This window comes from Streptomyces sp. NPDC091282 (assembly GCF_044757385.1).
In the GTDB taxonomy this organism is placed as follows: Bacteria; Actinomycetota; Actinomycetes; order Streptomycetales; family Streptomycetaceae; genus Streptomyces; species Streptomyces gramineus.
Map to the genome: position 1 here is coordinate 438,948 of NZ_JBIVUX010000006.1, position 17,787 is coordinate 456,734.

At 71.5% G+C, this 17,787-nt stretch carries 20 protein-coding genes; 8 read left to right on the top strand and 12 right to left on the bottom strand.

Annotated features, from left to right (window positions below; genetic code table 11):
• Nucleotides 1–24 precede the first annotated feature (24 nt).
• Together ACIQOE_RS29120 and ACIQOE_RS29125 are read right to left on the bottom strand one after the other, a co-directional pair.
• Nucleotides 25–285, bottom strand: coding sequence for a hypothetical protein (locus tag ACIQOE_RS29120; RefSeq protein ID WP_401414674.1), 261 nt, complete (start codon nucleotides 283–285; stop codon nucleotides 25–27).
• 154 nt (nucleotides 286–439) lie between these two features.
• Nucleotides 440–835, bottom strand: coding sequence for a helix-turn-helix transcriptional regulator (locus ACIQOE_RS29125; RefSeq protein WP_401414676.1), 396 nt, complete (start codon nucleotides 833–835; stop codon nucleotides 440–442).
• A 231-nt stretch (nucleotides 836–1,066) separates the two neighbouring features.
• On the opposite strand from ACIQOE_RS29125, the gene ACIQOE_RS29130 reads away from it, so the two are divergent.
• From ACIQOE_RS29130 to ACIQOE_RS29155, 6 genes are all read left to right on the top strand, one after another.
• Entirely contained in the window at nucleotides 1,067–1,282 is a 216-nt protein-coding gene (locus tag ACIQOE_RS29130) for a hypothetical protein (RefSeq protein WP_351320879.1), read from the top strand.
• A gap of 69 nt (nucleotides 1,283–1,351) precedes the next feature.
• Nucleotides 1,352–1,570: a hypothetical protein gene (locus tag ACIQOE_RS29135; RefSeq protein WP_351320877.1), complete on the top strand. Its 219-nt coding sequence runs from the start codon at nucleotides 1,352–1,354 to the stop codon at nucleotides 1,568–1,570.
• Nucleotides 1,571–1,674: 104 nt separating this feature from the next.
• Nucleotides 1,675–3,588, top strand: coding sequence for a hypothetical protein (locus tag ACIQOE_RS29140; protein ID WP_351320875.1), 1,914 nt, complete (start codon nucleotides 1,675–1,677; stop codon nucleotides 3,586–3,588).
• Nucleotides 3,589–3,658: 70 nt separating this feature from the next.
• Entirely contained in the window at nucleotides 3,659–4,333 is a 675-nt protein-coding gene (locus ACIQOE_RS29145; protein ID WP_362644466.1) for a hypothetical protein, read from the top strand.
• 195 nt (nucleotides 4,334–4,528) lie between these two features.
• Nucleotides 4,529–5,707 carry a 4-hydroxybenzoate 3-monooxygenase gene (locus ACIQOE_RS29150; protein WP_401414679.1) on the top strand — a complete coding sequence of 393 codons (1,179 nt, stop codon included), beginning with the start codon at nucleotides 4,529–4,531 and terminating at the stop codon, nucleotides 5,705–5,707.
• Nucleotides 5,708–5,902: 195 nt separating this feature from the next.
• Complete coding sequence (locus ACIQOE_RS29155; protein WP_351320869.1) at nucleotides 5,903–6,763, top strand: Bax inhibitor-1/YccA family protein; 861 nt, start codon at nucleotides 5,903–5,905, stop codon at nucleotides 6,761–6,763.
• Between the two features lie 75 nt (nucleotides 6,764–6,838).
• On the opposite strand, the gene ACIQOE_RS29160 is transcribed toward ACIQOE_RS29155, so the two are convergent.
• Nucleotides 6,839–7,069: a DUF4287 domain-containing protein gene (locus ACIQOE_RS29160; RefSeq protein WP_351320867.1), complete on the bottom strand. Its 231-nt coding sequence runs from the start codon at nucleotides 7,067–7,069 to the stop codon at nucleotides 6,839–6,841.
• Nucleotides 7,070–7,187: 118 nt separating this feature from the next.
• Between ACIQOE_RS29160 and ACIQOE_RS29165 the strand changes: the two genes are divergently transcribed.
• Nucleotides 7,188–7,499 (top strand): hypothetical protein, encoded by a 312-nt coding sequence (locus ACIQOE_RS29165; protein ID WP_351320865.1) that lies wholly within the window; start codon nucleotides 7,188–7,190, stop codon nucleotides 7,497–7,499.
• 85 nt (nucleotides 7,500–7,584) lie between these two features.
• On the opposite strand, the gene ACIQOE_RS29170 is transcribed toward ACIQOE_RS29165, so the two are convergent.
• From ACIQOE_RS29170 to ACIQOE_RS29180, 3 genes are all read right to left on the bottom strand, one after another.
• The gene (locus ACIQOE_RS29170; protein WP_351320863.1) at nucleotides 7,585–8,379 is read right to left on the bottom strand and encodes a hypothetical protein; all 795 of its coding nucleotides are present in this window, start codon (nucleotides 8,377–8,379) and stop codon (nucleotides 7,585–7,587) included.
• A gap of 271 nt (nucleotides 8,380–8,650) precedes the next feature.
• The gene (locus ACIQOE_RS29175) at nucleotides 8,651–9,871 is read right to left on the bottom strand and encodes an acetyl-CoA C-acetyltransferase (protein WP_365576149.1); all 1,221 of its coding nucleotides are present in this window, start codon (nucleotides 9,869–9,871) and stop codon (nucleotides 8,651–8,653) included.
• Nucleotides 9,872–10,081: 210 nt separating this feature from the next.
• Nucleotides 10,082–11,137 (bottom strand): SGNH/GDSL hydrolase family protein, encoded by a 1,056-nt coding sequence (locus ACIQOE_RS29180; RefSeq protein WP_365562936.1) that lies wholly within the window; start codon nucleotides 11,135–11,137, stop codon nucleotides 10,082–10,084.
• Between the two features lie 149 nt (nucleotides 11,138–11,286).
• Here ACIQOE_RS29180 and ACIQOE_RS29185 point away from each other — a divergent pair, with 149 nt between their 5' ends.
• On the top strand, nucleotides 11,287–12,678 hold the full coding sequence (locus ACIQOE_RS29185) for a cystathionine beta-synthase (protein ID WP_362644481.1): 1,392 nt from the start codon (nucleotides 11,287–11,289) through the stop codon (nucleotides 12,676–12,678).
• Nucleotides 12,679–13,043: 365 nt separating this feature from the next.
• Here ACIQOE_RS29185 and ACIQOE_RS29190 read toward each other — a convergent pair whose 3' ends face one another.
• From ACIQOE_RS29190 to ACIQOE_RS29215, 6 genes are all read right to left on the bottom strand, one after another.
• Nucleotides 13,044–13,463: a hypothetical protein gene (locus ACIQOE_RS29190; protein ID WP_351320855.1), complete on the bottom strand. Its 420-nt coding sequence runs from the start codon at nucleotides 13,461–13,463 to the stop codon at nucleotides 13,044–13,046.
• Nucleotides 13,464–13,536: 73 nt separating this feature from the next.
• Nucleotides 13,537–14,229 carry a carbonic anhydrase gene (locus tag ACIQOE_RS29195; RefSeq protein WP_399012686.1) on the bottom strand — a complete coding sequence of 231 codons (693 nt, stop codon included), beginning with the start codon at nucleotides 14,227–14,229 and terminating at the stop codon, nucleotides 13,537–13,539.
• 146 nt (nucleotides 14,230–14,375) lie between these two features.
• A complete protein-coding gene (locus tag ACIQOE_RS29200; RefSeq protein WP_401414684.1) occupies nucleotides 14,376–15,305 on the bottom strand; it encodes an ABC transporter substrate-binding protein in 930 nt (309 codons plus the stop codon).
• A 10-nt stretch (nucleotides 15,306–15,315) separates the two neighbouring features.
• Nucleotides 15,316–15,978, bottom strand: coding sequence for an ABC transporter permease (locus ACIQOE_RS29205; RefSeq protein ID WP_351320849.1), 663 nt, complete (start codon nucleotides 15,976–15,978; stop codon nucleotides 15,316–15,318).
• A 1-nt stretch (nucleotide 15,979) separates the two neighbouring features.
• Entirely contained in the window at nucleotides 15,980–16,621 is a 642-nt protein-coding gene (locus ACIQOE_RS29210; protein ID WP_351320847.1) for an ABC transporter permease, read from the bottom strand.
• Nucleotides 16,618–17,652 carry an ABC transporter ATP-binding protein gene (locus ACIQOE_RS29215; RefSeq protein ID WP_401414686.1) on the bottom strand — a complete coding sequence of 345 codons (1,035 nt, stop codon included), beginning with the start codon at nucleotides 17,650–17,652 and terminating at the stop codon, nucleotides 16,618–16,620. The genes ACIQOE_RS29210 and ACIQOE_RS29215 overlap by 4 nt, the downstream gene beginning before the upstream one ends.
• Nucleotides 17,653–17,787: the final 135 nt, after the last annotated feature.

Genomic DNA, 17,787 nt, shown 5'->3' on the forward strand with positions numbered 1-17,787 from the left:
CGTAAACCTTCGCGGGCGGCCGGCTCATCCCTCGTAGACGGTCAGGACCGCGCCGTCGACCTCGATGCGGCGGCCCGCTCTCATGCCGTTGCGGCGCAGCGCGTCGAGGCACTCCTCGAAGAGGGCCAGTTCGGCGGTGTCCAGGATGGCGGCGGCCAGGTCGAGCAGTTCGCTGACCGACGCGTCGGTCAGCACCTCGGGCAGCTCGCCGGAGAGCAGGACGACGGACTCGCCGTCGGGTCCTCGGACCACAGCCGTCGCCGGTCCGCCGTGCACGAACAACACATGTCCCCCTGAGAGCCCGTGGTCGTGCGGCTCTCGCGTCCCGGGCAGGACGAGAGACTAGTCCTGGATCTTCACGGTTTCGTGCGGAGTCGGATTCTTTTTCCGACTTGGCGAAAGAACGTCCGATACCGTTCGAGCGGCGGTCCGCGGGCGGTCACTTCTTCTTGGCGGATCCGGAGGAACGGTCCAGCAGGGACTCGACCAGGGCCGTCACGTGCCGGCGGTCGTCCGCCGACAGCTTCTGGACGCTCGCGATGAGCAGCGCGACCTCGGGGTCGGCGGCGCCCTGCGGCTCCGCGTCCGGCGAGGTGTCGTACACGTGGATGCCGCACGCCTCGGCGGCGGCCCTCCGCACGCTCTCCAGCGGCAGCTCCAGCCCCTTGGCCAGACCCTCCAGGGTCGTCGTCTGGGGCATGCGGACCACCCGCTCGGTGGTGGCCAGGTGGTGCACGGTGGAGCGGGGGATACCGCCGCGCCGCGCCACGTCACCGTAGGACCAGCCCTTGCGGTCGAGGTGCTCACGGATCAACTGCTGCAGTGCGTTGGCCACTGACCGTCACTTCCTGCTCGCCGCCTGCGGAGTCCCGCCATGTCGCGGCCGATTCTACGGGCGGGTAGCCGATCGGCCGAGCGGGTGATTTCCGGAAGGGGTTGCGCGGCGGGTTCCCGAGGGCCTAGTGTCCAATCTCGTTGGACAGCTCGTCCGACCAGATTGGACAGAGTCCGGGGGGAACCTGACTCGGTCCGATCGGAAATGTCTATCCCTGAGGGGGAAGCGATCATGATGGACGCCCATGAGCTCGAGGCCGAGTCCGCTGAGCTGCTGCCGGGCCGTGAGGCCCTGGGCAAGCTGAAGTTCGGCATCACCAAGACGGTCAACGTGACCAAGCACGTCGCCAACATCAGCGCCGCCAACGAGTCGGCCGCCCTGAACGACCACTCGTCGTGGTCGGTGGCCGACTCCGGCGCCGCCCAGACCATCAGCGTTCACCAGTAACGCCGTGCCGGCGCACGGCGCCGGCGTCGACCTCACCCTCATCGCGCAGCAAACGAAAGGACATCCGTCATGAGCATGGACATGAACGAGCTGGAGAACGAGTCCGCCGAGCTGCTGCCGGGCCGCGAGGCCCTCGGCAAGCTCAAGTTCAGCTTCGGCAAGACGGTCAACGTCACCAAGCACGTCGCCAACATCGAGGCGTCCAACCAGTCCGCCGCGCTGAACGACCACTCCGCGTGGTCGTCCGCCAGCTCGTCCGCCGCGCAGTCGATCAGCGTCACCCAGTAGTCCCCGGGAGCGCCACCGCCGTCGCCCCGGCGGTGGCGCTCGCGGCCGGCGCCCAGCGGGCGCCCAGGGGGGAACTGCATGCGGGATCCGGGGGGAGACCACACATGACGGTGCTCGGAGACGGGACCGCCGCACTGCACGACACGGGCCCGGTGCCCGGACCCGGCGGCTGGCCGGTCACCTACGAGCAGGTCGCGACGGGCAACCTGCCGGTGGCCGAGCCACCGCCGACCGTCCCGCGGCTGAGCGCGGGACTGCGGCTGCACGGCGAGTACCAGGGATCGGGATTCACCGAGCCCAAGTACATCGCCCGTCGGGGGGACGGGCAGGTCGTGCAGCTGTCGAGGCTGCTGTATCTGGTGGCGTCGTCGGTCGACGGCGTGCGCGACGTGGAGGCCATCGCCCACCGGGTCAGCGCACGCTTCGGCCGCGAGGTCAGCGGGGAGAACATCCGCTTCCTCGTCGAGAAGAAGCTCGAACCGCTCGGCGTGACGGTCCCCGAGGGCCAGGAGGACGACGAGGTCGACGCCCCGCGCTCCGACCTGCTGCTCGCCCTCAAGGGCCACCGGGTCATCTTCGACGAGCGGCGTACGGCGAAGATCGCCCGTTCGCTGTCCTGGCTGCACCGACCGGTGGTGGTGGCCCTGGTGCTGGCCGCGGTCGTCGCGATGGACGTCTGGCTGTTCGGCTTCTTCGGGGCGATAGAACCCGTCCTCCAGGTGCTCGACCAGCCCGTCCTGATCCTCGTCGTGTTCGTGCTCACCGTGGCCTCCCTCGTCTTCCACGAGTTCGGCCACGCCTCCGCGTGCAGATACGGCGGAGCCCGCCCCGGTTGCATCGGGTGCGGGCTCTTCCTCATCTGGCCCTCGATGTACACCGACGTCACCGACGTCTACCGGATCGGCCGGGCCGGGCGGCTGCGCACCGACCTCGGCGGCGTCTACTTCAACATCGTCTTCATGCTGGCCATGGCCGGTGCCTACTTCGCCACCGGGGCGCAGTTCTTCCTGGCCACGGTCTACCTGGGGCACTTCGAGATCCTGGAACAGCTGATGCCGGCCGTACGGCTGGACGGCTACTACATCCTCGGCGACCTGGCCGGGGTCCCGGACCTGTACGGCAAGATCAAGCCGATCCTGCTGGCACTGGTGCCGGGGCCGCGGGGGGACAAGGCCCGCGAGGAGGTTGCCGGACTGAAGAAGTCGGCGCGCACCATCGTCGCCACCTGGGTGCTGACGATGGTCCCGCTGATCATCGGTGAACTCGGGTACGCGCTGTGGAACCTGCCGCGGATCCTCACCACCATGGTCCGCTCCCTGACCGAGCAACTGGTCGGGACCGGCTCGGCGTTCGTGGACGGGAAGATCGTCGAGGGGCTGGTCGGGACGATCGGCAGCGTGATGCTGCTCTGCCCGATGGCCGGTGTCGTCTACCTGTCCGTGAAGATCGGCGGGCGGCTCGTCCGGGCCGCGAAGCGCACCACCGAGGGCCGGCCCGCGCTGCGACTGGTGGTCTGCGCCCTCGTGCTCGCCGGGCTCACCGGGCTCAGCTACGCCTGGGTGTCCGGGGTGACGCCGAAGCCGCTGCCCAAGCAGCCGCCGATCGCGCCGATCCTGCAGCCGGGGGTGCCGACCGAGGCACCGCCGGCCCGGCAGGCCGACACCCCGGACCGGTCCACGGGCCCCGGCGATCCGTCGGCCCCGGCCTCCGGCGTGCCGGGCCTTCCGGCCGGGGCGAGCGAGGGGCCCTCACCCGCGGAGTCCTCGCGCGAGGCGTCCGCCTCGGCGTCGCCGTCCGCCTCGGCGCCCGGCGCGACCGGCCCGAACGCCTCCAGGTCACCGGTGCCGTCCAGCGGGGGAACGGCCGCCGATCCGGTGCCCTCGCCGTCCGACGGGACCGGTGCGCCGCAGCCCGAGCCGTCGCCCACGCCCTCGGAGAGCGTCCCGGAGTCCCCGACGCCCACTCCGACCCCGCCGCCGGCCAGCGACACGCCCGATCCGGCACCGGCCGCGTCCTGACGAGCGGCTCCGGGCCGGCGTCCGGCCACCGAACCATTCACCGCAGAAGCACAGGAGCACTGGAGCATCCATGAGCAGTCACCGAAAACCACGCACCACCCCAGGTCCGCTCACCCGGCGGGCCGTCCGGATCGGCCTGTTCGCCGCCGGGGTCGCGGGCGCCGCCACCGCCGTGCCCGCGCAGGCGGCCACCGCGATGCCGCACGCCGCGTTCGCCTCCGACCACGTCTTCAGCCACGCCGACCGCGGTCACCACACCCAGATCCGGGACTCGTTCACCGTCCGGCAGTTCGGCAAGGTCAACGCCGCCACCGTCCGCAACCAGGCCAACGCCGTCTCGGCGGGCTGCTCGGCGGACGACCACTGCCGTTCGGTCGCGCTGTCCTTCCAGATCGTCACGGTCGCCGGGGAGCACACGCGGCTGAACGCGGTGAACCTCAGCGACGCCGCGAACAAGGAGTGCACGGGCTGCCAGACCCTGGCCGGTGCCTACCAGTTCGTGGTCTCCACCCCGAACCCGCTGCTCCTCGACGCCACCGCGCGGGGCAAGCTCGCGGACATCCACCACCGGCTGGACGCGCTGAGCCGCTCCACGCTGCCCGCCGACGAGCTGCGCACGAAGGCCGACGGCCTGGCCGCCGAGGTCACCGCCGTCCTGCACGACGCGGTCGCCAACGCGCCGAAGGGCGACCCGCACTCCGACGTCACCCTCCACCGCCACCTGGACGGCTGGCCGCGCCGCTGATCCCGCGCCGCCGCCGACCGCACCGGCCGCCCGGCCCGCCACCGCCTGTGGTGGGCCGGGCGGCCGGTGCGTGTCCATTGACAGGGGGCGGGTGCGGACGGAGACTTCGGGGACCGGTGTGAAGGAAATTTCACCAGGCGAACTCCGGGGTCTCCGCGAGGGCGTCGGCGCCCCGTCCACGGAAGGATCGACCTGATGCGCACCACCGTCGGCATCATCGGAGCCGGACCCGCCGGGCTCCTGCTCGCCCGGCTGCTGCACAACGCCGGCATCGACTCGGTCGTCCTGGAGAGCCGCGACCGCGCCTACGTGGAACACCGCCAGCGCGCCGGGATCCTGGAGCAGGGCACGGTGGACGTGCTGCGCGCGGCCGGCGCCGGGGCCCGGATGGACCGCGAGGGCCTGCGCCACGACGGCATCGAGCTGCGGTTCGCCGGACGCCGTCACCGCGTGGACTTCCCCGCGCTCACCGGCGGCCGGTCCGTGACCGTCTACGCCCAGACCGAGGTCTGCAAGGACCTCATCGCCCTCCAGCTGGAGGAGGGCGGTCCGCTGCTCTTCGAGGCGGAGGCGCTGGCGGTGGAGGACGCGCAGAGCGAGCGGCCGCGGGTGCGGTTCCGCCACGCGGGGCGGCAGGACGTGCTGGAGTGCGCGTACGTCGTCGGCTGCGACGGCTTCCGCGGGGTGACCCGCGGTGTCTTCCCCGCGTCCTCCTCCCGGGTCTACGAGCGCACCTATCCCTACGCCTGGCTGGGCATACTCGCCGACGTCGCGCCCTCCCACGACGAACTGGTGTACGCCCGCCACGACCGCGGTTTCGCCCTGCTGTCCATGCGCTCCCCGTCCGTCTCCCGCCTCTACCTCCAGGTCCCGGCCGGCACGGACGCCGGCGACTGGACCGACCAGGCGGTCTGGGACGAGCTGGAGCGGCGCCTGGAGACCGGCGACGACTGGCGCCTGGAACGCGGCCCGGTCACCCAGAAGTCGGTGACGCCCATGCGGTCGTACGTCCACGAGCCCATGCGGCACGGCCGGGTCCTCCTCGCCGGGGACGCCGCCCACATCGTGCCGCCGACCGGGGCCAAGGGGCTGAATCTCGCCGTCGGCGACGTCGTCACCCTCGCCCGTGCCCTCGTCCACGAGCGCGACACCGGCTCGTCCGAGCTCCTGGAGACCTACTCGGAGACCTGCCTGCGCCGGGTCTGGCAGGCCGAGCGGTTCTCGTACGACCTGACGACCCTGCTGCACCGCGGACCCGCCGACACCCCCTTCGACGCCCGGCTCCAGCTGGCCAGGCTCGGCCGGATCGCCTCCCACCGGGGCGCCGAGACCGACCTGGCGGAGGCCTACACGGGCTTCCCGCTGGACGCCTGAGGCATCTCCGGCGGGTTCCGGGCGTGTCGCGACTCCGTCATGGAATGAAGCCCTCCATGGCCGGGAATGAGGGGTCCGCGTAGCGTGTTGCGCAGCAGGACGAGGGAAAGATCCTCCCCAGGTACGAGGGTCATTCCTTTGCCAATCCATTACTCTTGATGCCAAGGCCGCGCGAGGCGGCCATGGAGGAGTGAAATGAGGAGCAGCAACCCGGTCTTCTCGCGACGGGGGTTCAGCCGCGACAACGGCTACGCGGGCTTCAACGCCGCGCCGCAGGCCGGGTACGCACAGGGCAACCCGTACGCGCAGAACCCGTACGCGAACAACCCCTACGCCCAGCAGGACGTCCAGCAGGGCGCCCCGCCGCAGGCCCCGGCCGCCACCGGCCGGATGACCATGGACGACGTGGTCCTGCGCTCGGCGATGACGCTGGGCACGGTCGCCGTCGGCGCCGCCCTCGCCTGGGCGCTGCTGCCGGTCTCCACCACCAGCTACGGCCTGGCCTTCGGCTCGGCGATCGTGGCGATGGTCCTGGCCCTGATCCAGAGCTTCAAGCGCACCCCGGTGCCCGCGCTGATCCTCGGGTACGCCGCCTTCGAGGGCGTCTTCCTCGGCGTGATCAGCGAGATGTACAACAGCCGGTGGAGCGGCGCCCCGTTCCAGGCGGTGCTCGGCACCATGGCGGTCACGGGCGCGACCCTGCTGGTCTACAAGGCCGGCTGGATCCGCGTCACCGCCCGCTACGCCCGCATCGGCATGGCCATCGCGATCGCCTTCGTGCTGGTGATGGCGGTCAACCTGCTGCTGGTCGCGTTCGGCGTCGCCGGTGACGGCGGGCTGCGCAGCTTCGGTCCGCTCGGCGCGATCGTCGGCATCATCGCGATCCTGCTCGGCGCGTTCTTCCTGACCCTCGACTTCAAGCAGATCGAGGACGGCATCGCGTACGGCGCCCCGAAGAACGAGGCCTGGCTGGCCGCGTTCGGCCTGACGCTGACGCTGGTGTGGATCTACGTCGAGATGCTGCGCCTGGTGGCGATCTTCAGCAGCAACGACTAGCGGCGGCGGCCCCGGGCCGCGCGCGAACCGAGAAGGGCCCCGGCACCCCCGGGGCCCTTCGCCGTCCGTGCGCGCCTAGAGAAGTTTGCGCGCGGCCCTCCTCAGGTCGTACTCGTGGACCAGTGCCTTGGCGTGGCCGTACGCGAGGTTGTGTTCGTGCCGGAGCCAGCTGACCTTCTCCTCGAAGCGGAAGAGGGCCGGGCCTTCGTCGACGGTGCGCAGCCAGTCGGACACTTCACGACCGGTGCAATGGGGGATGCGGGCGAGCATGTTGCGATGGGTCTCCTCGGAGAAGACTTGGGACATCGGCGCCTCCGGTGCGCAAAGGGGGTTGTAGCCGGTCCTTCACGTCACCGTGCCTGAGTGTTGGCGTGTTGGCAACAGTCGGGACAGGACAGCCGACGCCAGGCGTTACGCTCACCGCGTGGTTGATACGACGCCTCTTACCCGTGCCGTGGAGCATTTCGCCGACAAGTTGAGGGCGGCGCCGCAGAGTCGGTTGCAGCGGGGAGCCGCCGCGGAGGCGCTGTCGCTGGCCAGGCAGCTGGCCAACTGGGCGCAGGACGTCGAGGAGCCCGGCGGCGAGGCCCGGGAGATGCCGGACGCGGGGATGTTCGCGGTCGCCGACCAAATCACGGTGGCCGGCAACGACTTGGCGGTGGTCCTGGAGAGCGACGCGCAGGTCGGCGACGCGGTCCGCCTGGTGGAGGAGGCACAGAAGAAGGCGGGGGTGTGAGAACGGCTGGTCGCGCCCCTTCAGGGGCTGGGGGAGGAACTGCGCGACCAGCCACATCGCACCCGCACCCGGACACGCACCGCGCTCAGAGCGACGCTATGACCCGGTCCGCCAGGATGTACACGTTCTCCTCGCCGCACGCGAACGTCAGCGTGTAGGCACCGGAGATCCCGGACCCGCCCAGCAGGTACGGCGTCTCCCCCGCGTTCAGCGCCGCCGCCAGCCGCTCCGCCGTCTCCCGGTGCCCCGGCGTCATGCACAGGGTCGTGCCGTCGGCGAAGACGTAGACGTCCAGCGTGCCCAGCGGCCCCGGCCGCACGTCGGAGAGCTCGACCTGGGACTCGGCCAGCTGCTCCAGCGTCGCGACCGTGCGCTCGTGGTCGTTCACCACCGGCGACTGCACGGGCACGAAGTCCGGGTGCGACGGGTGCCGGCGGCGGGCCGCGGCCAGCTCCGGCGAATCGGTGGCGGCGCCCCCGGCGAAGTCGTCGGCGTCCGCGGTCTGCTCGGCGACCGGCTCCAGGCCCGCGAAGTCGCTGTGCCGGGGCAGGAACGGCTCGCCGTCCGCGAGGCCCAGCAGCGAGGGGGTGTCGGAGGCGTCACGCGCCTCCTGCGCGGCCCAGAAGGCCCGCGCCTCGGCCAGCTCCCGCTCCCGCTCCTCGGCCAGCGCCTCGGCCACGGCGGCCCGTATCTGCTCGGCGTCCGCGTGACTGCGCGCGGCCGGCAGCAGCGCGCGCATCGCGGCGGCCTGGTTCTGGGCAAGCTGGGTGTGCAGCTCGGCGACCTGACGGCGCAGCTTCATCACAGTGCGCAGGACAGCGACGCCCACGGCGCCCGTGGCGGCCGTGGTGAGCAGCAAGGCGATCGGCATGGCGCTCACTGACGTACTCCCGGTTCAAAGTCGACCCCCGACTTCCTACATCAGCTTGAAGGGTGGACTATCAAGCTGTCAGTGCGTAACGTCACGAAACGGACAGGGCTTTGACCCGCGTGTATAGCTGGACAATGGCGCTGACCTGCGGCGATATCCCCCCGAGGGAGATAGGTCACATCCTGGGGGAGATTGGATCACAAATCGGCCCGGTGTTCGGGGTTTTCTCGAACACCGGGCCGTGGCGTCACGGTAGGTCCCGTGACGGTTACTCAGGGACTCAGCTGAGGCGCTCGATGACCATCGCCATGCCCTGGCCGCCGCCGACGCACATCGTCTCCAGACCGAACTGCTTGTCGTGGAACTGGAGGGAGTTGATGAGCGTGCCGGTGATCCGGGCGCCGGTCATGCCGAAGGGGTGGCCGACGGCGATGGCGCCGCCGTTCACGTTCAGCTTCTCCAGCGGGATGTTCAGGTCGCGGTAGGAGGGGATCACCTGGGCGGCGAACGCCTCGTTGATCTCGAACAGGTCGATGTCGTCGACGGTCAGGCCGGCGCGGCCGAGGGCCTGCCTGGAGGCCTCCACCGGGCCCAGGCCCATGATCTCGGGGGAGAGGCCGGTGACGCCGGTCGACACGATCCGGGCGAGCGGGGTGAGGCCGAGCTCGCGGGCCTTGGTGTCGGACATGATGATCACCGCGGCCGCGCCGTCGTTCAGCGGGCAGCAGTTCCCGGCCGTGACCAGGCCGTCGGGGCGGAAGACCGGCTTCAGGCCCGCCACGCCCTCCATGGTGACGCCGGCACGCGGGCCGTCGTCCTTGCTGACCACCGTGCCGTCGGGCAGGGTGACCGGCGTGATCTCCCGCTCCCAGAAGCCGTTCTTGATGGCTTCCTCGGCGAGGTTCTGGGAGCGGACGCCGAACTCGTCCATGTCCTGACGGGTGACGCCCTTGACCCGGGCCAGGTTCTCGGCGGTCTGGCCCATCGCGATGTACGGGTCGGGGACCAGGCCGTCCTCGCGCGGGTCGTGCCAGGTGGAACCGGTGGACTGGGCGGTGGCGGCGGTACGGGCCTGGGCCTCGGCGAATATCGGGTTCGTGGTGTCCGGGAGGCCGTCCGAGCTGCCCTTGACGAACCGGGAGACCGTCTCGACACCGGCCGAGATGAACACGTCGCCCTCGCCGGCCTTGATGGCGTGCAGCGCCATGCGGCTGGTCTGGAGGGACGAGGAGCAGTACCGGGTGATCGTGCAGCCGGGGAGGTGGTCCATGCCCATCTGCACGGCGACGATCCGGCCGAGGTTGTAGCCCTGCTCGCCACCGGGCAGGCCGCAGCCGAGCATCAGGTCGTCGATGTCCTTGGGGTCCAGCTCGGGGACCTTCGCGAGGGCGGCCTGGATGATCGTCGCGGTGAGGTCGTCGGGCCGCAGGTCCTTCAGGGAGCCCTTGACGGCACGGCCGATCGGGGAGCGGGCGGTCGAGACGATGACGGCTTCGGGCATCACGGCTCCAATGGGTTGGCAGGGGTGCTTGGGAAGTTACCCGTACGTACGTCATCGGTCACGGGTGTCGGCATGTGACACTGACCGCACTTTCTAAGCGCTTGCTTTGGTGGTGCGGGCCGCCAAGAGGCGCGCGGAACCGCGCGTCCGGCCGCGGCGGCGCCGCACCCGTCGCCGCACCCGACGACACGCCGTACGCCTCGCCGTCCTCTACTCCGACGTCCCCGCCCTCGACCTCGCCTCCCGGGAAGCCGGGTCGGCGGGCGGCGCGGACGGCTCGACCTGGTGGCGCCGGCGGCGCTTCAGCAGGGCCCACGGCCCGCGCGGCCCGGTCGGCATCGCCGCCGTGACCTCCGTGCCGGCCTCGGCCGCGGCCTCCGCCGCCGCACGGGCCACCGGCAGGAAGCCCTCGCGGCGGGTGACGTCGGGGCGCTCCTCGTCCGCCGGCCACAGGCCGAGGGCCGCGCAGACGGTGGGGAGCACCGCCATCGCGGCGGTGGCGTAGCCCTCCGCCGAGGGGTGGTAGTTGTCGGGTCCGAACAGCTCACGGGGGTTCGCCGCGAACTCGGGGCCCAGCAGGTCGCCCAGCGACACCGTCCGGCCGCCCTGCTCGACCGCGCCGATCGTCTGGGCGGCGGCCAGCTGGCGCGACGCGCGCCGGGCGAGCCAGCGCAGCGGCTGCCGTACCGGCTCGATCGTGCCCAGGTCGGGACAGGTGCCGACCACCACCTCCGCGCCCGCCGTGCGCAGCCGGCGGACCGCCGCCGAGAGGTGGCGCACCGAGCGGGTCGGCGGCATCCGGCGGGTGACGTCGTTGGCGCCGATCATGATCACGCAGACGTCGGGCGGCGGCGAGGCCGAGCCCAGCACGAGGGCCACCTGGCGGTCCAGGTCGTCGGACTGGGCGCCGGGCAGGGCCACGTTGACGAACTCGACCGGCCGTTCGGCGACCGCCGCGAGACCGGACGCCAGCAGCGCGCCCGGGGTCTGCGCCGACCGGTGCACGCCCTGCCCCGCCGCCGTGGAGTCACCGAGCATCACCAGGCGCAGCGGAGCCTCGCCGGTGCCGTACGCGTCGCCGTAGCGGCCGTCCGCCACCGGGACCCGGCCGCCGCTGTTGCCGTTGCCCACCGCCGTCCGGGCCATCCGCACCTCGGCCAGCACCAGGCCCACCGCGGCCGCGCCGACCAGTCCGACCCCGCCTCCGCCGTACGCCGCCCCGGCCGCGATCCGCCGGGCCACGCGCGCCCTCGACATGCTCGACATACGTCGCCGCCACCTCCTCGTTGCCGCTCATCCACTCCTTGCCCCGTACAGCCCGTGCGTCAATCTCAACGGGGAGTGAACCTCCGGAGCGGGCCTTAGGCTGGCCGCACCACCAGGACCACTTCTTTTGAAAGCAACCGGAGACAACGGTGCGATTCCACGACTCGATGATCAGTCTCGTCGGCAACACCCCGCTGCTGAGGCTCAACAGCGTCACCCAGGGCATCCAGGCCACCGTGCTCGCCAAGGTCGAGTACTTCAACCCGGGCGGTTCCGTGAAGGACCGCATCGCGCTGCGGATGATCGAGGCCGCCGAGAAGAGCGGAGAGCTCCGGCCCGGCGGCACCATCGTGGAGCCGACCAGCGGAAACACCGGGGTGGGGCTGGCGATCGTGGCCCAGCAGAAGGGGTACAAGTGCATCTTCGTGTGCCCCGACAAGGTCAGCACCGACAAGATCAACGTGCTGCGGGCGTACGGCGCCGAGGTCGTCGTCTGCCCCACCGCCGTCGACCCGGAGCACCCGGACTCGTACTACAACGTCTCCGACCGGCTCGTCCGGGAGACCCCCGGCGCCTGGAAGCCGGACCAGTACTCCAACCCGAACAACCCGCTGTCGCACTATCACTCGACCGGCCCCGAGCTGTGGGAGCAGACGGAGGGGAAGATCACCCACTTCGTGGCGGGCGTGGGCACCGGCGGCACCATCTCCGGCACCGGCCGCTACCTGAAGGACGCCAGTGAGGGCCGGGTGCAGGTCGTCGGCGCCGACCCGGAGGGCTCCGTCTACTCCGGCGGATCGGGCCGCCCGTACCTCGTCGAGGGCGTCGGGGAGGACTTCTGGCCCACCGCCTACGACCGGACCGTCGCCGACGAGATCGTCGCGGTGTCCGACAAGGATTCCTTCCAGATGACCCGGCGCCTGGCCAAGGAGGAGGGCCTGCTGGTGGGCGGCTCCTGCGGCATGGCCGTCGTCGCGGCGCTGCGGGTCGCCGAGCGGCTCGGCCCGGACGACGTGGTCGTCGTCCTCCTGCCGGACAGCGGCCGCGGCTACCTCAGCAAGATCTTCAACGACGAGTGGATGGCCGACTACGGCTTCCTGGAGGACGAGGGCTCCAGCGCCCGCGTCGCCGACGTGCTCAGCGACAAGGCCGGCGGCTCCATCCCGTCCCTCGTCCACATGCACCCGGAGGAGACCGTCGGAGAGGCCATCGAGGTGCTGCGCGAGTACGGCGTCTCGCAGATGCCGGTCGTCAAGCCCGGCGCCGGGCACCCGGACGTGATGGCCGCCGAGGTCGTCGGCTCGGTCGTCGAACGCGAGCTGCTCGACGCGCTGTTCAGCAAGCGGGCCTCGCTGCAGGACCCGCTGGAGAAGCACATGAGCGGGCCGCTGCCGCAGGTCGGCTCCGGCGAGCCGGTCGGCGACCTGATGACGGTGCTGGGCGCGGCGGACGCGGCGATCGTCCTCGTCGAGGGCAAGCCCAAGGGCGTCATCAGCCGGCAGGACCTGCTGGCGTTTCTCGCCAAGGGCGGCAAGCACTGACGAACGTCCGGTGAACCGGCCGTGACACCGGGGAACTTGCCGTCCCGTGTCCGAGCGGTGGACTTCGCGGAAGTGGTACGAGCGTGTCACGTCCGCGCAGCACACGCTTAACACGGCTCCGGCACATTGGTGGATGTCGGCAGGGCGGGAGCGGCTCCCCGCCCCGGCCGGCACCGAACGTCCAAGGACCTCCGGAGCGGCTCCCGGACCTCCATGGACGCCAGGACGTGCAAGCCCGGCCCTGACCCGGCTCGCGTCCCTCGCGGGGACCGCCGTCGTCCCGCCCCCCGGAAACGGGGGTGCGGCGGTCCCCGCGCATTACGTTCCCCCGCCGCCGGGCCCGGTCGTGGCCGTCGCCCGGGGTGTCAGAGAGCGTCGCGGTCGTCGCGGTCGCGGCGGCCGAACATGCCGGGGTTGAGGCGCACGGCCTGGGCCACGTTGATACCGACGATGCCCGCCCAGGCGGCCACCAGGCCCGGCAGGTGCGCGACGCCGCCGCCGATCGCCGACAGCGGGACCGCCAGCACCAGCGACACGATCCCGAAGCCGAAGCGCTCGCCCCAGGAATCGCTCGCCCGGCTGCTGCGCGCACCCCTGGCCTGCTGCATCTGCTGCTCGGCCAGGACCCTGCGCAGCCGGCGTTCGACCGCGCCGTCGATGCGCTGGTCGATCTTCTCCAGGAAGGAGTCGGCCAGCTCCGACTCGTACTCGGGCCCCAGGTCCCTGCGGGTGTGCAGGATGGCGTCGAGGTCCTTCTTCAGATCGGTGTCACGGGCGTCCGTCATGCGGCCCACGCTAGGGCGCCCGGCGGGCCCGGCGCACTGGGGCAGACCCCCGGAACCGTCCGGGGGACCGCCCTCACGGCAGCAGCGCCACCAGCCCGCTGTCCAGGTCGAACCGTGCCGCCACCACGGTGGCTCCCGCGAACGCGGGGTCGGCGCGGATCGCGTCCCGCACCCACGCCGTGTGCGCCCGCAGGGTGTGCTCGGCCCAGTCGCCGGGCAGCGCCCTGGTGCGGCGGGCGGCCGGGGAGATCTCCTCGACGAGGAGTTCCAGGTGGCCGGGGACGGCCGCGCCGGTGCGCAGCCGGCCGAGGGTGGCGGCGACCGCCCCGCAGCGCTCGTGGCCGAGCACCACGACCAGCGGGACCCGCAGCTCCTCCACGCCGTACTGGAGGGAACCGAGCACGGCCTCGTCCAGCACCTGCCCGGCCGTCCTTATGCACAGCAGGTCGCCGAGACCCTGGTCGAAGACCAGCTCGGGGACGACCCGGGAGTCGATGCAGCCGAGGACGGCGGCGAACGGGTGCTGGCCGCCGGCCAGCAGCCGGCGCCGGCCGACGACGTCCTGCGGGCGGCGCGGCCGGCCCGCCGCGTACCGCCGGTTGCCGGCGAGGAGTTCGTCCAGCGCGGCACGCGCGGTGGCGGGCGCCGGAGCGGGCGGCCGGCCGGTGCCGGCCGTCGCCTGGGCGGGGACGACGGCCAGCGCGCCGGCTGCGGTCGCGGTGGCGGTTGCGGTGGCGGTCAGAAAGGCCCTGCGGTTCGAGGCCATGACGCTTCCTCAGAGTTCACAGAGGTCAGGTGCGTGCTGTTGGCACATCATCACCGTAAGCACATGCACCGTCACTCCGCGTGTCTGTTTGCGGACATTTGGCACTTCCGTCAGCGGCTCATCGATCATGCGATACGGCTTCGTGATCAGACCAGCCCGTGCTGCTCGGCGTACGCGTCCGCCACGTCCTCCGGGTCCTTCTTGTCGTTGTCCACCTGGCTGTTCAGCTCGGTGAGCTGTTCGGTGGTCAGGAGGTTGCCGAGCCGGGCGAGCGCCTTGCGGACCGTGGAGTCGGCCTTGCGGTCGGCGATCAGGGGCACGATGTGCTGGCTTGGGACGAGGTTCTTCGGGTCGCTCAGCACCACCCAGTCGTTGGCCGCGATGTCGGTGTCGGTGGTGAAGAGGTTCGCCACGTCCACGTCGCCCTTCTTCAGGGCGCCCTTGACCAGCGGGCCGTCCGAGTCCAGCGACTTGAACTCCTTGAACCGGGCGCCGTACACCTCCTGCAGCCCGACCGCGCCCACCCGGCGCTTCTTCACCTCGGGCGCGGCGCCGATGACCAGCTGGCCGTTCTGCTTCGCCAGGTCGGCCAGCGAGGCCAGGCCGTACGTCCTCGCGGTCGCCCTGGTGACGACGAAGCAGTCGGAGTCGGCGGCCTGCCCGTACGGCAGCACCTGGAGGCCGGCGGGCAGGGCCGTCGCCAGCGCGTTCTGCATGGTGCCCGGGTCCGACGAGGTGTCCTTCGGGGCCAGGTAGTTGAGGAGGGCGCCCTGGTACTCGGGCAGCAGGTCGATGTCGCCGGCCTTGAGCGCGGGGATCACGATCTCCCGGGTGCCGAGGTTCGGGCGGACCTTCACCTGCACGCCGGCGGCCTTGAGGGCGGCCGCGTAGAGGTAGCCGAGCACCTGGTTCTCGGTGAAGTTGGCGGTGCCGATGGTGATCCCGCCCTTGCTGGAGCCGCCGCCCGCGGCCGAGCCGCTGCTCTCGTTCAGGGAGGTGATGCCGCCGGAGCAGGCGGCGAGGGCGGGGACGGATCCGGCGGCGAGCAGGCCACCGAGGAGGGTACGACGGTTCATCTTCTGGTCCCTAGGCAGTTCGGTGGCGGAAGAGGAAGCGCTGGAGGCCGCTCAGGAGCAGGTCCAGGGCGATGGCGACGACCGCGACGAGCACCGCGCCGCCGAGCACCTGGACGAGGTCGCGCTGGGCGAGTCCGTCGAAGACGTAGCGGCCGAGGCCGCCGAAGGAGACGTAGGCGGCGATGGTGGCGGTGGCGACGACCTGGATGAGCGCCAGGCGCAGGCCCGTCATGATCAGCGGCAGCGCCAGCGGCAGTTCGACCTGGAGGAGGACCTGGTGGCCGCGCATGCCCTGGCCGCGGGCGGCGTCGCGGACGTCCGGGTCGACGGCCGTCATCCCGGCGTAGGTGTTGGTGACGATGGCCGGTACGGCGAGGGCGACCAGCGCCACGTACACCGGGAGCATCGACAGGCCGCCGGCCAGGAAGACCAGCACGACCAGGCCGACGGTGGGCAGCGCGCGGCCGAAGGACGCCAGGTTGATGGCGACGAACGCGCCCCTGCCGGTGTGGCCGATGAGCAGGCCGACCGGGAGGCCGATCGCGGCGGCGATCAGGGTCGCGAGCAGCGAGTACTGGAGGTGCTCGGCGAGCCGGTGGCCGATGCCGTCCGGGCCGGCCCACTGGGAGCCGCTGGTCAGCCAGGTGCCGAGGTTCTTGAACAGCTCGTACATCTCAGGCTCGCCTCCTGCGCCACGGGGTGAGGACGTACTGGAGGGCCACCAGCAGGGCGTCGGCGACCACGGCGAGCAGGATGGTGAGCACCACGCCCGCGATCACCGGGGTCGGGAAGTCGCGCTGGAAGCCGTCGGTGAAGAGCTGGCCGAGGCCGCCGTCGCCGATGTAGGTGGCGACGCTCACCAGCGAGATGGACATGACCGTGGCGATCCGGACGCCCGCCATGATCACCGGGAGGGCCAGCGGGAGTTCCACGGTGAGGAGGGTGCGCAGGGGCCGGGTGCCCATCGCCTTGGCCGCCTCCTTGGTCTTCGCGGGCACCGAGTCCAGGCCCTCGACGGTGTTCCGCAGCAGCACGACCAGGGTGTAGACGGTGAGTCCGATGACCGTGGTGGTGCGGGTCAGGCCGCTGACCGGCAGCAGCAGTACGAAGATCGCGATCGAGGGGATCGTGAAGAGCACGTTGGACAGGCCGAGCAGGAAGCCGCGCAGTGGGCGTACCCGGTGGGCGAGGACCGCGAGCGGGAGCGAGATCAGCAGGCCGAGGAGGACCGCGGTCATCGCCGCCTGGAGGTGGGAGAGCGTCAGGCTGGTGAGGTCGTCGGTGTGGCCGCCTATCCACGACCAGTCGATGGTCATGCCGCCACCGTCCGGGCCTCGGTGTGCGCCCGGCCGGCGTGCGCGTGGATGTCGTCGCGGGAGGAGACGCCGGTGAGGACGCCGGCCGCGTCGACCCGGGCTATCAGGCCGGTGGGGGAGGCGAGGGACTCGTCGAGCGCGGCCAGCAGGGAATCGCCGTCCCGGAGCGGCCGCAGCGGGAGTTCGGTGTCGCCGGACGCCCAGTGCAGGGGCCTGCCCGCCGGGTCGAGCGCCAGGGTCCAGTCGCCCTCGGGCGCCGGGCCCTGCGGGACGTCGGCGAGGGTCTTGAGGGACAGCAGCTTCAGCCCGCGCTCCGCGCCCAGGAAGTCGGCGACGAAGTCGTCGGCCGGGCGGGCCAGCAGTTCGGCGGGCGGGGCGCACTGGACCAGGTGGCCGCCGGTGCGGAACACCGCGATCCGGTCGCCGAGCCGGACCGCCTCGTCGATGTCGTGCGTGACGAAGACGATGGTCTTGCTCAACTCCTTCTGGAGCCGGAGGAGTTCGTCCTGGAGCTGGGCGCGGACCACCGGGTCGACCGCGCCGAAGGGCTCGTCCATGAGCAGGACCGGCGGGTCGGCGGCGAGCGCGCGGGCCACGCCGACGCGCTGCTGCTGGCCGCCGGAGAGCTGGTGCGGGTACCGCTTGGCGGAGTCGGCGGCCAGGCCGACGGTCTCCAGGAGTTCGGCGGCGCGGGCGCGGGCCTTCTTCCGGTTCCAGCCGAGCAGCAGCGGGACGGTGGCGATGTTGTCGAGCACCGTGCGGTGCGGGAAGAGCCCGGCCTGCTGGATGACGTACCCGATGGAGCGGCGCAGTTCGGCCGCGTCCTGTGCGAGGACGTCCTTGCCGCCGACCCGGATGGTGCCGGAGGTCGGGTCGACCATGCGGTTGATCATCCGCAGGGTGGTGGTCTTGCCGCAGCCGGAGGAGCCGACCAGGACGGTCACACCGCCCTCCGGCATGTCCAGGGAGAGATCATTGACTGCTGTCGTGCCGTTGGGGAAGCGCTTGTGGACCGCGTCGAACTGGATCATGAGATGTCCCTTGCCCGGCTGTATAACGTCATGCAGAGTTCTTCCTAGGTGAATAGCTTGTCAACGGTCTGGCGTTAATCCGAGGTAACGGATGACCGCAACGCAAGACCAGCTGTCCGGATTGAGGGGAGTTTG

Excerpts from the sequence above, each read along its gene's own strand:
- ACIQOE_RS29175 (WP_365576149.1), bottom strand. The coding sequence starts at position 9,871 with ATGCCCGAAGCCGTCATCGTCTCGACCGCCCGCTCCCCGATCGGCCGT.
- ACIQOE_RS29160 (WP_351320867.1), bottom strand. The coding sequence starts at position 7,069 with ATGTCCCAAGTCTTCTCCGAGGAGACCCATCGCAACATGCTCGCCCGC.
- ACIQOE_RS29215 (WP_401414686.1), bottom strand. The coding sequence starts at position 17,652 with ATGATCCAGTTCGACGCGGTCCACAAGCGCTTCCCCAACGGCACGACA.
- ACIQOE_RS29195 (WP_399012686.1), bottom strand. The coding sequence starts at position 14,229 with ATGGCCTCGAACCGCAGGGCCTTTCTGACCGCCACCGCAACCGCCACC.
- ACIQOE_RS29155 (WP_351320869.1), top strand. The coding sequence starts at position 5,903 with ATGAGGAGCAGCAACCCGGTCTTCTCGCGACGGGGGTTCAGCCGCGAC.
- ACIQOE_RS29210 (WP_351320847.1), bottom strand. The coding sequence starts at position 16,621 with ATGACCATCGACTGGTCGTGGATAGGCGGCCACACCGACGACCTCACC.
- ACIQOE_RS29190 (WP_351320855.1), bottom strand. The coding sequence starts at position 13,463 with ATGACGGACGCCCGTGACACCGATCTGAAGAAGGACCTCGACGCCATC.
- ACIQOE_RS29150 (WP_401414679.1), top strand. The coding sequence starts at position 4,529 with ATGCGCACCACCGTCGGCATCATCGGAGCCGGACCCGCCGGGCTCCTG.
- ACIQOE_RS29145 (WP_362644466.1), top strand. The coding sequence starts at position 3,659 with ATGAGCAGTCACCGAAAACCACGCACCACCCCAGGTCCGCTCACCCGG.
- ACIQOE_RS29205 (WP_351320849.1), bottom strand. The coding sequence starts at position 15,978 with ATGTACGAGCTGTTCAAGAACCTCGGCACCTGGCTGACCAGCGGCTCC.
- ACIQOE_RS29130 (WP_351320879.1), top strand. The coding sequence starts at position 1,067 with ATGATGGACGCCCATGAGCTCGAGGCCGAGTCCGCTGAGCTGCTGCCG.
- ACIQOE_RS29180 (WP_365562936.1), bottom strand. The coding sequence starts at position 11,137 with ATGTCGAGCATGTCGAGGGCGCGCGTGGCCCGGCGGATCGCGGCCGGG.
- ACIQOE_RS29200 (WP_401414684.1), bottom strand. The coding sequence starts at position 15,305 with ATGAACCGTCGTACCCTCCTCGGTGGCCTGCTCGCCGCCGGATCCGTC.
- ACIQOE_RS29135 (WP_351320877.1), top strand. The coding sequence starts at position 1,352 with ATGAGCATGGACATGAACGAGCTGGAGAACGAGTCCGCCGAGCTGCTG.
- ACIQOE_RS29140 (WP_351320875.1), top strand. The coding sequence starts at position 1,675 with ATGACGGTGCTCGGAGACGGGACCGCCGCACTGCACGACACGGGCCCG.